This is a genomic window from Actinomyces sp. Marseille-QA0893, assembly GCF_976954355.1.
This window is the reverse complement of sequence record NZ_CDRJSY010000002.1, coordinates 99,730-112,108: the sequence shown is the minus strand read 5'-3', so window position 1 is coordinate 112,108 and position 12,379 is coordinate 99,730. Positions and strand designations below refer to the sequence as shown.

Here is a 12,379-nt window from a genome sequence, read left to right as displayed (position 1 = left end):
GAGTGGGTGAAAGCCGCGTGATCTGCGGTTTTTGGCTGGAAAAGAACTGAGGGAATCTGCGACGGAGAGCAGGTGGTTGGGGATTCCTGAGTTGCAACTGGAAGCACTCTCAAGAGCTTTGAGATGGCGCTGTTTTCTCCTGAACTTGTCCTTCACATCATTAACGCAACGTATGTGTGCGTAAATTAAATAAGGGTGTGCGCTCGCTCACGGCCTCAAAGTGTTGTGCTCACGGACTTTTTGGCGTTCTTTCGCCCTTTGTGGACGCCGTGACTATCGTCGTCTAATGGACCCTGATTGAAATTCGGGTGTCATATGGAGCGTTCAGGAGGATTGGTGAGCCAGCAGGCCCAGGACATGAGTGCCGACGTCGTCGTAGTCGGCGCCGGCCCCGGCGGTGCGTCGACCGCTTACCACCTGGCGACCCTTGGTATTGATGTTCTCCTCGTTGATAAGGCCCGTTTCCCGCGTGACAAGATCTGCGGTGATGGGCTTACTCCTGCCGCCGTTCAAGAGCTCATCCTCATGGGTGTCGATACCTCTACTTGGGCTCGTAACCGAGGACTGACGGTGATTGGAGGCGGCCACACAATCCACATGGAGTGGCCAGACCAGGCCTCGCTTCCCGGATACGGAATGACCCGTGCACGCATGGAACTCGACCACGCGCTGGTCCAGCGTGCGCAGAGTGCGGGAGCTCGCCTCGAAGAAGAACTCACCGTCACCGAGGTGATCCAAGATTCTGCCCACCGGGTGTGCGGTGTTCGTGCGCGCCGAGGCCGTGGCGCAAAGACCCAGGATGTGGCCATCCGCGCCAAGCTGGTTGTCGACGCCGGGGGAGTGTCCGCAAAGGTCGCCACCCGCCTCGGAATTGAAAAGAATCCCAAGCGCCCCATGGGCGTTGCCGCGCGCACCTACTTCCGCAGTCCTCGTGGAAACGAAGAGTGGATGGAATCCCACCTGGAACTGTGGGCCGGAGAACCCGGGCACTCTGATCTTCTGCCCGGATACGGGTGGATTTTCCCCATGGGGGACGGAATCGTCAACGTTGGACTGGGGTCGGTATCTTCAACGGCCAGCGCGACGAGCCTGCCCTATCGCCAGGTTTTCGAGCAGTGGGTTGCTAACCTCCCCGAAGAATGGGGATTCACCGCCGAAAACCAGATCGGCCAGCTCCGCAGTGCAGCGCTTCCCATGAGCTTGAACCGCAAGCCCCACTACACCAATGGATTCCTTCTTGTTGGGGACGCCGGTGGAATGGTTTCGCCCTTTAACGGCGAAGGAATCGCGCCCGCGATGAAGGCGGGGCGCTACGCCGCCGAAGCGATGGCTCAGGCTCTCTCGCGGACTCACCGGGCGGGAGTAGACCGCGCGATGAGCGCCTATCCGCAGCGAGTTCGCGACGAATACGGCGGCTACTACCAGCTTGGGCGCATCTTTGTCCGACTCATTGAAAACCCCAAGATCATGCGTCTGTGCACGACCTACGGTCTGCCCGTCCCGCGCCTGATGACACTGGTTCACAAGCTTCTGTCGGATGGATTCGAACGCCAAGGCGGCGATTTCGATGACCGACTGATTACGACCCTATCCAAGATGGTGCCATCAGCATGATGGCCACGAAGGTACACCCGATGTGGGAGGAACGATGACCAATCCCTATGTTCCGCTGCTGATCATGGCTGCAGCCGCCATGGTCCTTGCGCTTGGCGGGCTAGGCGCATCCGCAATTCTGGGGCCAACGCGCAAGAACCGGACGAAGGCCGATAACTACGAATGCGGTATCGAACCCACCGAACAGCACCTGGAACGCGGACGCTTCCCCGTTCGCTACTACCTGGTTGCCATGACGTTCATTGTCTTCGACATCGAAGTGGTGTTCATGTACCCGTGGGCCGTCAGCTTCAACCAGCTGGGACTCTTCGGACTGGTCGCCATGCTGACCTTCATCGCGGTGATCACCGTCCCCTATATCTACGAATGGCGCCGCGGCGGACTGGATTACTGAGGTAAGAGGAAAACAATGGGAATTGAAGAGAGCCTGCCTGCAGGCATTGCCCTGGCAAGCATGGAGAAAATCCTCGGTCTTGCTCGAAAGCACAGTCAGTGGCCGGTCACCATGGGCTTGGCATGCTGCGCAATTGAAATGATGGCAGCCGGAACTCCCCGTTTCGACATGTCGCGTTTCGGCCTGGAAGTTTTCCGCGCTTCGCCGCGTCACTCCGACCTCATGATCGTCTCCGGACGAGTCTCCCACAAGATGGCCCCGGTTATTCGCCGTGTCTATGACTCAATGGCGGATCCCAAGTGGGTGATCTCCATGGGAGCTTGCGCATCTTCGGGCGGCATGTTCAATAACTACGCCGTCGTCCAGGGATGCGACCACATCGTTCCCGTCGATGTGTACCTTCCCGGCTGCCCGCCTCGTCCCGAGGCGCTGATTCACGCAATCCTGACTCTGCGTGAGCAGATCGGTAGCGAGCCCCTGGGCGCGCACCGTCGCGAAATCGCACGCAAGGCTGAGGCTGCAGCGCTTGCGGCAACCCCCACTCACGACATGAAGGGATTGCTGGCATGAGCGAAGAAATCAGCCGTTTTGGCGCGGCAGAACCCTCGGTGATCAAGAGCCGTCAGGGAATGTTCGGGGTCGCCGACCAGGGCGATACCACGGGCTTTTCTGAACTTGAAACCGTTGCTCTGAGTGCCCCTGCCGCCACTCGTCCCTACGGTTCCTACTTTGACCAGATCGTGGACGTCCTCGAGGAACTCATTGAAGCCGATGGATTGCTCGTCACCGATGTCATCGAGAAGGTCGTCATCGAACACGGCGAACTCAGCATCTTCATTCCGCGCGAGTACATCCGCCGCGTTGTGCGATACCTGCGCGATGACCAAGATCTGCGTTTCGAAATGTGCTTGGGAACCAATGGCGTGAACTACCCCGAAGATCGCGGCCGCGAGCTTCACGCCATTTACCCCTTCATGTCGATCACGCATAATCGCATGATTCGTCTGGAAGTCACCTGCCCGGACGCCGACCCGCACATCCCCTCGATCGTCGATATCTACCCGGCGAACGACTGGCAAGAGCGCGAGACCTGGGACCTGATGGGCATCGTCTTCGATGGACACCCCTCGCTGACGCGCACCGCTCTTCCCGATGACTGGGTAGGGCACCCCCAGCGCAAGGACTACCCCCTGGGTGGTATTCCCGTGGAATTCAAGGGAGCAGTCAATGCCCCTGCCGACACCCGGAGGTCGTACAACTAATGACTACTCCTTCACTGCATGCGGCAGCATCAAGTGCGGGCCTGGACATTGAAGATGTCCCCGAGGTCCTGGCTCAAGGCGGCGACTGGGATGACGTCATCGCCGAAATCGAGCGCATCAACCACGAGCGCGTCGTTCTCAACATGGGTCCCGTTCACCCCTCGACCCACGGCGTTCTTCGCTTGATCCTCGAGCTGGATGGCGAAACCGTTCGTGAAACTCGTGTCGATACGGGATACCTGCATACGGGTATCGAAAAGACCATGGAATACCGCACCTGGACACAGGGCGTGACACTGTGCACCCGCATGGACTATGTTGCTCCCTTCTTCCAGGAAGTCGGGTACTGCCTGGCCGTCGAAAAGCTTCTTGGTATTACGGATGATGTTCCCGAGCGCGCGAACCTGGTTCGTATTCTCCTCATGGAACTCAACCGCATTGCCTCGCACATCGTTGCTATCGGTACCGGTGGTAACGAGCTGGGCGCGACGACCATGATGACCATCGCATTCAGGGGCCGCGAAGAGATCTTGCGAATCTTCGAGCGCATCACCGGCCTTCGTATGAATCACGCATTTGTGCGCCCCGGTGGCATTGCCCAGGATCTGCCCAGCGGTATGGTTCCCTATATCCGCGAGAAGCTCCCCAAGGTCCGCCACGACATCGGCGAACTCCAGGACCTGGTTTTGGCCAACCCCATTTTCAAGCAGCGCTTTATCGGGGTGGGCTACATGCCCCTTTCCGCGATGATGGCCCTGGGACTGACCGGCCCCTCCCTGCGAGCCGCGGGTCTGCCTCAAGACCTGCGTAAGGACCAGCCCTACTGCGGTTACGAGAACTTCGAATTCGATGTCCCGACCTATGACTCGAATGATGCCTACAACCGCGTGCGCGTCCGCTTCGACGAGTGCTACCAGTCGCTGCGCATCGTCGAGCAGGTCCTGCGTCGCCTCGAAGAAACCGAAGGTCAGCCTGTTATGGTTTCTGACCCGCACATCAAGTGGCCCGCACAGCTCTCGGTCGCAACGGACGGCCAGGGTAACTCTGCGGAACACATCGCGAAGGTCATGGGAAGCTCGATGGAATCCCTGATCCACCACTTCAAGCTGGTCACCGAAGGTTTCAAGGTCCCCGCCGGCCAGGTCTACCAGACCGTTGAACACGCCAAGGGCATCTTGGGTGTCCACCTGGTGTCTGCTGGTGGAACCCGCCCCTTCCGCGCACACTTCCGCGACCCTTCATTCGCAAATCTGCAGTCTCTGGCCATGATGACGGAAGGCGGACAGCTCGCCGACGTCGTTGTTTCACTGGCCACTATCGACCCCGTTCTGGGAGGCGTTGATCGATGAGCTATCCCGTGGAAACCTATGAGCGCCTTGCAGGTGAGGCACGCGAAATCATCGCGCGCTACCCTGAGGGCCACGCTCGCTCCGCACTGCTTCCCATGCTGCACTTGGTTCAGTCTGAAGACGGCTATGTGAGCGCTAATGGAATCGCGCTGTGCGCCGAGCTTCTGGGCATCACCCGTGCGGAAGTTTCGGCAGTTGCGACCTTCTATACCCAGTACAAGCGTCACCCCACGGGCGAGTACCTCGTGGGCGTGTGCACCAATGCGCTGTGCGCTGTCATGGGCGGAGACGAAATCTGGGAAGCCGTCAGCGAAAAGGTTGGCGTCGGAACCGATGAGACCAACGAGGCCGGAACCATCACCCTGGAGCGCCTCGAATGCAATGCGGCCTGCGATTACGCGCCCGTCGTCATGGTGAACTGGGAATTCTTCGACAACCAGACCCCCGAGTCGGCATGCGCCCTCATCGATGACATCGAGGCCGGCAAACCCCTGCACCCCACGCGCGGAAGCGCTGTGCTGCCGACCTTCAAGGAGACCGAGCATGTTCTTGCGGGCTTCCTCGACGGTCACGAACACGAAGGACCCAGCGCAGGCCAGGCCTCGACACTGGGACTGAGGATCGCCGAAGAACGCGGCTGGAGCGCTCCGGCCGATGTTCCCGCGGAAGAAGGAAAGGAGACGGACGGTGAGTGAAGCAACCGTGGCACTGACCCCGATTCTGACCCGCGGCTGGGGAAGCGATCGCTCGTGGACTTTGGAGTCTTACCTGAGCCGAGGCGGCTACGAGGGACTCAAGAAGGCCAATACCATGGAGCCCGCCGAGATCGTTGAGACCGTTAAGGCCTCTGGCTTGCGAGGCCGTGGTGGCGCTGGATTCCCCACTGGCCTGAAGTGGTCCTTCCTTCCGCCCGATGACGGTCTTCCTCGTTACCTGGTGGTTAACGCCGATGAATCGGAACCGGGAACCTGTAAGGATATCCCGACGATTATGGCGAACCCTCACGTGTTGATTGAGGGCATTGCGATTACCTCGCGGGCCATCAATTGCCACCACGCATTTGTCTACCTGCGCGGCGAGGTCGTTCACGTTTACCGTCGCCTGATGAATGCGGTAAAGGAAGCAACCGAGGCCGGTCTGCTGGGCGATCTTCGCATTACCGCTCACGCGGGTGCCGGCGCATACATCTGTGGTGAAGAAACCGCTCTTCTGGATTCCCTGGAAGGCTTCCGCGGTCACCCGCGTCTGAAGCCCCCATTCCCTGCTGTTGCGGGTCTGTATGCTCGCCCGACCGTTATTAATAACGTTGAGTCGATCAGCCAGGTGGCGGGAATTTTCCAGCACTCCGCGCAGTGGTACGCCTCGATGGGAACAGAAAAGTCCAAGGGACACGGTCTGTTCTCGATCTCTGGCCACGTGAAGAACCCGGGTCAATTCGAGGCCCCCTTCGGAATCACCATGCGTGAGCTCATTGAGCTTGCCGGCGGTATTCGCGAAGGACACCAGCTGAAGTTCTGGACTCCCGGTGGCTCTTCGACTCCGATCTTCACCGAAGCCGAACTTGACACACCTCTGGATTACGAATCCGTCGGTGCTGCCGGTTCGATGCTCGGTACCCGAGCCCTGCAGGTCTTCGATGAAACGACCTCTGTGGTTCGCGTGATCACCCGCTGGATTGAGTTCTATCAGCACGAATCCTGCGGTAAGTGCACGCCCTGTCGCGAAGGAACCTACTGGCTTAAGCAGATCATGCTCCGCCTTGAAGCAGGTAAGGGACAGGAAGGCGATATCGATCTGCTGGACGAAATCGCACACAATATTTTCGGTCGAAGCTTCTGCGCCCTGGGCGATGCAGCGGCAACCCCGATCATGTCGGGAATTAAGAAGTTCCGCGAAGAATTCGAGGCCGGGCTGACCACGCCCGCGCGCGAATTGTTCCCCTACGAGGCCTCGAGCAACTTTGCCAAGGGAGGAGTTCGATGAGCGAGAACCTAGTGAAGGTCACAATCGACGACGTCGAATTGGACGTTCCCGCAGGCACCCTGGTGATCCGCGCGGCCGAGAAGGCTGGAATCCGCATCCCGCGATTCTGTGATCACCCGCTGCTTGAGCCTGTCGCTGCATGCCGTCAGTGCTTGGTTGAGGTCGGAATGCCCGATCGCAATACGGGCGAGCTGCGTTTCATGCCCAAGCCTCAGCCTTCATGTGCTCAGACGGTCACCCCCGGCATGGTGGTGAAGACCCAGCGCACCTCCGAGGTTGCCCGTCGCGCCCAGGAAGGCGTGATGGAATTCCTGCTCATCAACCACCCGCTGGATTGCCCAATTTGTGACAAGGGTGGCGAATGCCCCCTGCAGAACCAGGCGATGAGCGAGGGCCGCGAGAGCTCGCGCTTCATTGACGCAAAGCGCACCTACCGCAAGCCCCTGAAGCTCACCTCGCAGATCCTGCTGGACCGCGAGCGCTGCATCCTGTGCCAGCGCTGCGTGCGCTTCGGAAAGGAAATTGCGGGCGACGTGTTCCTGGACCTTCAGGGACGAGGCGGTGGCACCGCGCCGACCGAACACCACCACTTCATGGGTGAGCAGGTTGGCTCCTTCGATACCGCGGTCTTGGATTACTTCAATCCGCAGGAAAAGGACAACGTTCAGGCAGGAATTTCGGGTCCTTACGGTCAAGAAGGCATTATTGGCTCCTTCAATGAAGGCGATCTTGCCCCCAACGATCGTGATGTTTCGGGCCGCGCATTCGCCTCGTACTTCTCGGGCAACATTATTCAGATCTGCCCGGTTGGCGCTCTGACCTCGAATGACTACCGCTTCCGTGCACGCCCCTTCGACTTGGTTTCGACCGCTTCGGTGACCGAGCACGATGCTTCCGGTAGTGCGATCCGCGTGGATATTCGCCGCGGTGAAGTTCTGCGACGCCTCGCTGGAAATGATCCCGAGGTCAACGAAGAGTGGATCACCGACAAGGATCGTTTTGCCTTCAGGTGGTCGGGCGTTGAGCGCCTCAATACTCCTTTCGTTCGCGAGAACGGTCAGCTTGTCCCGACCTCGTGGTCGGATGCCTTGGATCGTGTCTACCGCGCACTTGCCGGCCTTTCCGGTGATCAGGTTGGTTTCCTTCCCGGTGGCCGCCTGAGCTTTGAAGATGCTTGGGCATGGTCGAAGTTCGCACGCACCGTCGTGGGATCCGATTCCATCGATATGCGTTCGCGTAGCCACAGTGAAGAAGAACGTTCATTCCTTGCTTCCCACGTGGCAGGCAGCGGTTTGGGCGTTACTTACTCGCAGCTTGAGAGTGCCGGCCAGGTCCTTTTGGTTGGACTCGAGCCCGAGGATGAGTGTGGTGCGCTCTTCCTGCGGATGCGCAAGGCCACTCGCAAGGGCAAGCTTCGCGTTGCTTCTTTGGCCCCCATGACTTCCCGAGGCCTCGCCAAGCTTTCTGGAGAGCTGCTCCGTTGCGCTCCGGGTACCGAGGTCGAGGTTGCTGCTGAGATCCGTGAAGGTGGTGAGTTCGCCGATCTCGCCTCGCGTCTTGACGGGGGAGTGATCCTGGTCGGTGAGCGCGCCAGCCGCACCCCGGGTCTGCTCAGCGAAGTTGTCCGTCTTGCCCAGCGCTGCAAGGCACGCATCCAGTGGGTGCCTCGTCGTGCGGGTGAACGCGGTGGCCTCGAGGCCGGTCTCCTTCCCGGACTCCTGCCCTTTGGTCGTCCGGTGTCTGGCGCAGATGCGCGTGAGAGCCTTGCGTGGGGCGAAATCCCCGCAACTCGCGGACTCGACGCTTCGCAGATGCTGGAAGCTGCAACTGAAGGCCGCGTCAAGGCCCTCGTCGTCGGTGGCGTTGACCTGCGCGATTTCGACGATCCGGCCGCTGCGCGCGATGCCCTCGACCGAGTCGACTTCCTTGTCAGCCTTGAAGTTCGCCGCAGCGAGGTAACTGATCGTGCAGATGTGATCTTGCCGGTCGCACCGCCTCTTGAAAAGAACGGCACCTTCATCAACTGGGAAGGACGCCTGCGTCCCTTCGGTCAGGCAATCGCTTCTCGTGCACAGACCGACCGCCTTGTTTTCGATGCTCTTGCTCGCGAATTCGGCGCTGATCTTGGTCTTTCCGATCTGGTGAGCCTTTACGACCAGGTCAACCCGCTTATGAACTGGGCGGGTGAGCGCGAAGAATTCGCTCCTGCTCAAGCCTCGCCGCTACTTGAGCTCGCAGAGGGACAGGCGCTCCTCGCCACCCATAAGCCGATGCTCGATGCCGGTCGCTTGCAAGATGGTGCACACATGCTGGCTGGAAGCGCACGTCGCCCCGTCGTCTTCGCGGCGCGCGCGACGGTAGCGGGCCTCGGCCTCGACGAAGGGGAACTGCTCACGCTGAGCAGCCCGCGCGGAAGCGTGACGCTTCCCCTGCAATTTGCTGATCTTCCGGAAGGAGTCGTCTGGGTGCCCGAGTGCTCCCAAGGCTCCCTCGTCCACGAATCACTGGGGAACTTCGGTTCTTCTGTCACCCTGAGCGCAAAGGGGGAGGTGGCCCGATGAACATGATCCCCATGGAAGTTCCCAACTATTCTCCCGCGGACTTCTCGCAGGAAACCTGGTGGTTAACAGTCCTCAAGGCCGTTTTCATCATTGTTTTCCTGATCCTCAACGTTCTGCTCGCACTGTGGGTTGAACGTCGAACGATCGGACGCATGCAGACTCGTCCCGGCCCGAATGTCGCCGGTCCCTTCGGCTTGTTCCAAGCAATTGCCGACGCCGTGAAGCTGCTCTTCAAGGAAGACATGTGGACGCGCAAGTCCGAGAAGTTCATCTACCTGCTTGCGCCTTCGGTCTCCGCATTCGCGGCCTTCAGCATCTTCGCCGTCATCCCGATGGGTCCGAATGTTTCGATTTTCGGCCACTCAACGCCCCTGCAGCTGGCAGATATGCCGGTCGCTGCCCTGTATATCCTTGCGATTTCTTCGCTGGGCTTGTACGGCATCGTTCTGGGTGGTTGGTCCGCGTCCTCAACGCTTCCGCTCTACGGCGCGGTGCGTTCTTCGGCGCAGGTGATCTCCTACGAACTGTCAATGGGAATGTCCCTGGTTGCGGTCTTCCTCATGGCCGGCTCGATGTCGACCTCGCAGATCGTCGCATCTCAGGCGCAAACCTGGTGGTTCCTGCCCTTAGCACCGGCCTTCGTCATCTACCTGATCTCGATGGTCGGCGAAGTGAACCGTCTTCCCTTTGACCTCCCCGAAGCTGAAGGCGAATTGGTCGCCGGTCACATGACCGAGTACTCCTCGATGAAGTTCGGTTGGTTCTACCTGTCTGAATACGTCAACATGTTCAACGTTTCAGCGGTGGCAACGACCATGTTCTTCGGCGGATGGCACGCTCCGTGGCCGCTGTCGCACATCGAGTTCCTCAATAGCGGCTGGTTCGGCATGCTGTGGTTCTTCCTCAAGATGTGGTTCTTCATGATCCTCATGATCTGGACACGAAGCACCCTCCTGCGTTTCCGCTACGACCAGTTCATGCAGCTGGGCTGGAAGCGCCTCATCCCGATTTCCTTGGCGTGGCTCGTCATGGTCGCCGTCATTCGCGCCGTAACGCAGTGGGTGTCCCTCACCCTGCCTCAGCTCATCGGCGCGGTCGCCGGCATCTTCGTTGTCGCGCTGATCATCATGTGGTTCGCAGATTCGGCTGATGCCCGTAAGGAAGCAGCGAAGGAAGAAGAAGCGCGCGCACGCCTCGAGAACTTCGATCCGATGGCCGACGGCTTCCCGGTACCTCCGCTTCCCGGACAAAAGCTCCCGCCCTCGCCGCGCGCTTCTCGCGTGGTCAACGCAGTAATGGAGGAGACGAATGACTGAGCAGAACCAAAGCGAGAACCTGCGCTACGAGCAGGATCCCAAGGGACCGATCGGTCAGTTCTTCGCACCCTTCGCGGGGTACGGAGTGACCCTGTCCTCCTTCTTCCGCCCGACCGTTACCGAGCAGTACCCCTTCGAGGGGCCCTTCGTTGAACCGCGTTTCCACGGTCGACACCAGCTCAATCGCTATGCCGACGGCCTCGAAAAGTGCGTCGGCTGCGAATTGTGTGCGTGGGCGTGCCCCGCAGATGCGATCTACGTCGAGGCCGCATCCAACACTCCCGAGGAACAGTACAGTCCCGGGGAACGCTACGGTCGCGTCTACCAGATCAACTACCTACGTTGTATTTTCTGCGGTTACTGCATCGAGGCCTGCCCGACTCGTGCACTGACGATGGGTCACGACTTCGAACTGGCCGAATACACTCGCGCAGACGATATCTACGAGAAGGAACAGCTCCTAGTTCCCCTCTCCGAGGGAATGCTGCAACCTCCTCACCCACAGGTTGAAGGACTCTCCGACGGCGACTATTACCGAGGCGAAGTCCACGGCCCCACGCAGGCGCAGATCGACTGGGTGCGCGAGCATCGTCCCGATGATCCTTCCCTTGCTACTGCACGTCCCGTCTACGAGGAGGCACGTCAGTCATGACCCTCATGAATTGGCCCGAAATGGCATCAACGGGGGAGGCGATCCTCTTTGGCTGCGTGGCAGTGTTCATGATTGCCTGCGCCCTGGGCGTGCTCTTCTTCAAGAAAGCCGTCCACTGTGCGATTTGCATGGTCGGAGTCATGCTCGGATTGGCCGTCCTCTACCTCATGCACGGAGCAGCCTTCTTGGGAACCGTTCAGGTTGTCGTCTACACCGGCGCGATCATGGTTCTCTTCCTCTTCGTCATCATGATGATCGGTCTGGGTGCATCCGACAATTACGCGCAGCAATCGCGCGGGCGCATCATCACTTCGGTGCTCATCGCTCTGGGCTTGGCAGCTGTCGTTATTGGAGCTGTTGCCCGCTCGCGCGCAACAGGCTCCTCTAATTCCTTGAGTTCAGAGCCCTACTCGAATGCTCCGATCACCGACCTTGCAGCAACGCTGTTCTCGCGCTACTGGTTCTCAATGGAACTTGCGGGAATCTTGCTCATCACCGCGGCCATCGGCGCCATGCTGCTCACTCACTCCGATCAGCTCGGCCCGGTCCTCACCCAGCGTGCAACCGCAGAAGCGAAGATGCGCGCCTTTAAGGCCTCGGGACGCAGGATTGGTCAGCTTCCCGCCCCCGGTGTTTACGCGCACTCCAACGCGGTCGACGTTCCGGCAATCTCCGGCGAGACGCACGGCCCGGTCGAGGCCTCGGTCCCCAGGGTGCTGCGCGTGCGCGGTCTGGAGCGTGTCGTTGGACAGGTCGAACCCGAAGTCGCGCAGTCCTTGGCACTTGCCAAGAGCGGTGCTCTTGAGGACACGATCTTCGATCCCACACACCCGCAGACTCGTCAGCGTTCGCAGGCTTGGGGCATGCCCGGTGCGCCCGCCCCGAGCGGCTTGAACCAGCCCCTTGCCAGCGATAACAGTGAAGAAGGGAAGGAAGAAGAATGAGCCTTGCAGCTTACCTCGTGCTCTCGGGGATCCTCTTTGCGATCGGTGCAGCGATTGTTCTGGTCCGTCGCAGCGCAGTGATCTCCTTGATGGGAGTCGAACTCATGCTCAACTCCGCCAATCTTGCCTTCGTGACCTTCGCGCGAATCCACGGAAACGTCAGTGGAGAAATCATGGCCTTCTTCGTCATGGTTGTTGCTGCGGCTGAAGTCGTGGTCGGACTGGCAATCGTTGTGTCCATCTTCAAGTCACGCGTTACCACCAACGTTGACGACCTCGATCTTCTGAAGAACTGAGGAGTAAG

12 protein-coding genes are annotated in these 12,379 nt (G+C 59.7%); all 12 read left to right on the top strand.

Translation table 11 applies throughout. The features are described from left to right. Nucleotides 1-315 precede the first annotated feature (315 nt). Genes ACWNMW_RS03485 through nuoK form a run of 12 tightly spaced genes read left to right on the top strand, consistent with a single transcriptional unit; the run spans nucleotide 316 to nucleotide 12,371 of the window. Nucleotides 316-1,614, top strand: coding sequence for a geranylgeranyl reductase family protein (locus ACWNMW_RS03485; RefSeq protein ID WP_448750457.1), 1,299 nt, complete (start codon nucleotides 316-318; stop codon nucleotides 1,612-1,614). Nucleotides 1,615-1,648: 34 nt separating this feature from the next. Next, nucleotides 1,649-2,008 (top strand): NADH-quinone oxidoreductase subunit A, encoded by a 360-nt coding sequence (locus tag ACWNMW_RS03480; RefSeq protein ID WP_295895509.1) that lies wholly within the window; start codon nucleotides 1,649-1,651, stop codon nucleotides 2,006-2,008. Between the two features lie 15 nt (nucleotides 2,009-2,023). Then, a complete protein-coding gene (locus tag ACWNMW_RS03475; protein WP_034502318.1) occupies nucleotides 2,024-2,578 on the top strand; it encodes an NADH-quinone oxidoreductase subunit B in 555 nt (184 codons plus the stop codon). Next, nucleotides 2,575-3,270 carry an NADH-quinone oxidoreductase subunit C gene (locus ACWNMW_RS03470; protein ID WP_449490036.1) on the top strand — a complete coding sequence of 232 codons (696 nt, stop codon included), beginning with the start codon at nucleotides 2,575-2,577 and terminating at the stop codon, nucleotides 3,268-3,270. The genes ACWNMW_RS03475 and ACWNMW_RS03470 overlap by 4 nt, the downstream gene beginning before the upstream one ends. Next, nucleotides 3,270-4,619, top strand: a complete 1,350-nt coding sequence (locus ACWNMW_RS03465; protein WP_299059152.1) for an NADH-quinone oxidoreductase subunit D — start codon at nucleotides 3,270-3,272, stop codon at nucleotides 4,617-4,619. The genes ACWNMW_RS03470 and ACWNMW_RS03465 overlap by 1 nt, the downstream gene beginning before the upstream one ends. Beyond that, the gene (nuoE, locus tag ACWNMW_RS03460) at nucleotides 4,616-5,314 is read left to right on the top strand and encodes an NADH-quinone oxidoreductase subunit NuoE (protein ID WP_034502312.1); all 699 of its coding nucleotides are present in this window, start codon (nucleotides 4,616-4,618) and stop codon (nucleotides 5,312-5,314) included. Before ACWNMW_RS03465 ends, nuoE begins: the two co-directional genes overlap by 4 nt. Continuing rightward, entirely contained in the window at nucleotides 5,307-6,602 is a 1,296-nt protein-coding gene (nuoF, locus tag ACWNMW_RS03455) for an NADH-quinone oxidoreductase subunit NuoF (protein WP_449490035.1), read from the top strand. Before nuoE ends, nuoF begins: the two co-directional genes overlap by 8 nt. Next, nucleotides 6,599-9,163, top strand: coding sequence for an NADH-quinone oxidoreductase subunit G (locus tag ACWNMW_RS03450; RefSeq protein WP_449490034.1), 2,565 nt, complete (start codon nucleotides 6,599-6,601; stop codon nucleotides 9,161-9,163). Before nuoF ends, ACWNMW_RS03450 begins: the two co-directional genes overlap by 4 nt. Next, nucleotides 9,160-10,479 (top strand): NADH-quinone oxidoreductase subunit NuoH, encoded by a 1,320-nt coding sequence (gene nuoH / locus ACWNMW_RS03445; RefSeq protein WP_034502307.1) that lies wholly within the window; start codon nucleotides 9,160-9,162, stop codon nucleotides 10,477-10,479. Before ACWNMW_RS03450 ends, nuoH begins: the two co-directional genes overlap by 4 nt. Further along, entirely contained in the window at nucleotides 10,472-11,131 is a 660-nt protein-coding gene (gene nuoI, locus ACWNMW_RS03440) for an NADH-quinone oxidoreductase subunit NuoI (RefSeq protein ID WP_449490033.1), read from the top strand. Before nuoH ends, nuoI begins: the two co-directional genes overlap by 8 nt. Next, on the top strand, nucleotides 11,128-12,075 hold the full coding sequence (locus ACWNMW_RS03435) for an NADH-quinone oxidoreductase subunit J (protein WP_034502302.1): 948 nt from the start codon (nucleotides 11,128-11,130) through the stop codon (nucleotides 12,073-12,075). The genes nuoI and ACWNMW_RS03435 overlap by 4 nt, the downstream gene beginning before the upstream one ends. Further along, complete coding sequence (nuoK, locus tag ACWNMW_RS03430; RefSeq protein WP_009408608.1) at nucleotides 12,072-12,371, top strand: NADH-quinone oxidoreductase subunit NuoK; 300 nt, start codon at nucleotides 12,072-12,074, stop codon at nucleotides 12,369-12,371. Before ACWNMW_RS03435 ends, nuoK begins: the two co-directional genes overlap by 4 nt. Nucleotides 12,372-12,379 lie beyond the last annotated feature (8 nt).

What these genes read in the sequence shown, in the direction of transcription:
- ACWNMW_RS03485 (WP_448750457.1), top strand. Translation starts at nt 316, where the DNA reads ATGGAGCGTTCAGGAGGATTGGTGAGCCAGCAGGCCCAGGACATGAGT.
- ACWNMW_RS03480 (WP_295895509.1), top strand. Translation starts at nt 1,649, where the DNA reads ATGACCAATCCCTATGTTCCGCTGCTGATCATGGCTGCAGCCGCCATG.
- ACWNMW_RS03475 (WP_034502318.1), top strand. Translation starts at nt 2,024, where the DNA reads ATGGGAATTGAAGAGAGCCTGCCTGCAGGCATTGCCCTGGCAAGCATG.
- ACWNMW_RS03470 (WP_449490036.1), top strand. Translation starts at nt 2,575, where the DNA reads ATGAGCGAAGAAATCAGCCGTTTTGGCGCGGCAGAACCCTCGGTGATC.
- ACWNMW_RS03465 (WP_299059152.1), top strand. Translation starts at nt 3,270, where the DNA reads ATGACTACTCCTTCACTGCATGCGGCAGCATCAAGTGCGGGCCTGGAC.
- nuoE (WP_034502312.1), top strand. Translation starts at nt 4,616, where the DNA reads ATGAGCTATCCCGTGGAAACCTATGAGCGCCTTGCAGGTGAGGCACGC.
- ACWNMW_RS03450 (WP_449490034.1), top strand. Translation starts at nt 6,599, where the DNA reads ATGAGCGAGAACCTAGTGAAGGTCACAATCGACGACGTCGAATTGGAC.
- nuoH (WP_034502307.1), top strand. Translation starts at nt 9,160, where the DNA reads ATGAACATGATCCCCATGGAAGTTCCCAACTATTCTCCCGCGGACTTC.
- nuoI (WP_449490033.1), top strand. Translation starts at nt 10,472, where the DNA reads ATGACTGAGCAGAACCAAAGCGAGAACCTGCGCTACGAGCAGGATCCC.
- ACWNMW_RS03435 (WP_034502302.1), top strand. Translation starts at nt 11,128, where the DNA reads ATGACCCTCATGAATTGGCCCGAAATGGCATCAACGGGGGAGGCGATC.
- nuoK (WP_009408608.1), top strand. Translation starts at nt 12,072, where the DNA reads ATGAGCCTTGCAGCTTACCTCGTGCTCTCGGGGATCCTCTTTGCGATC.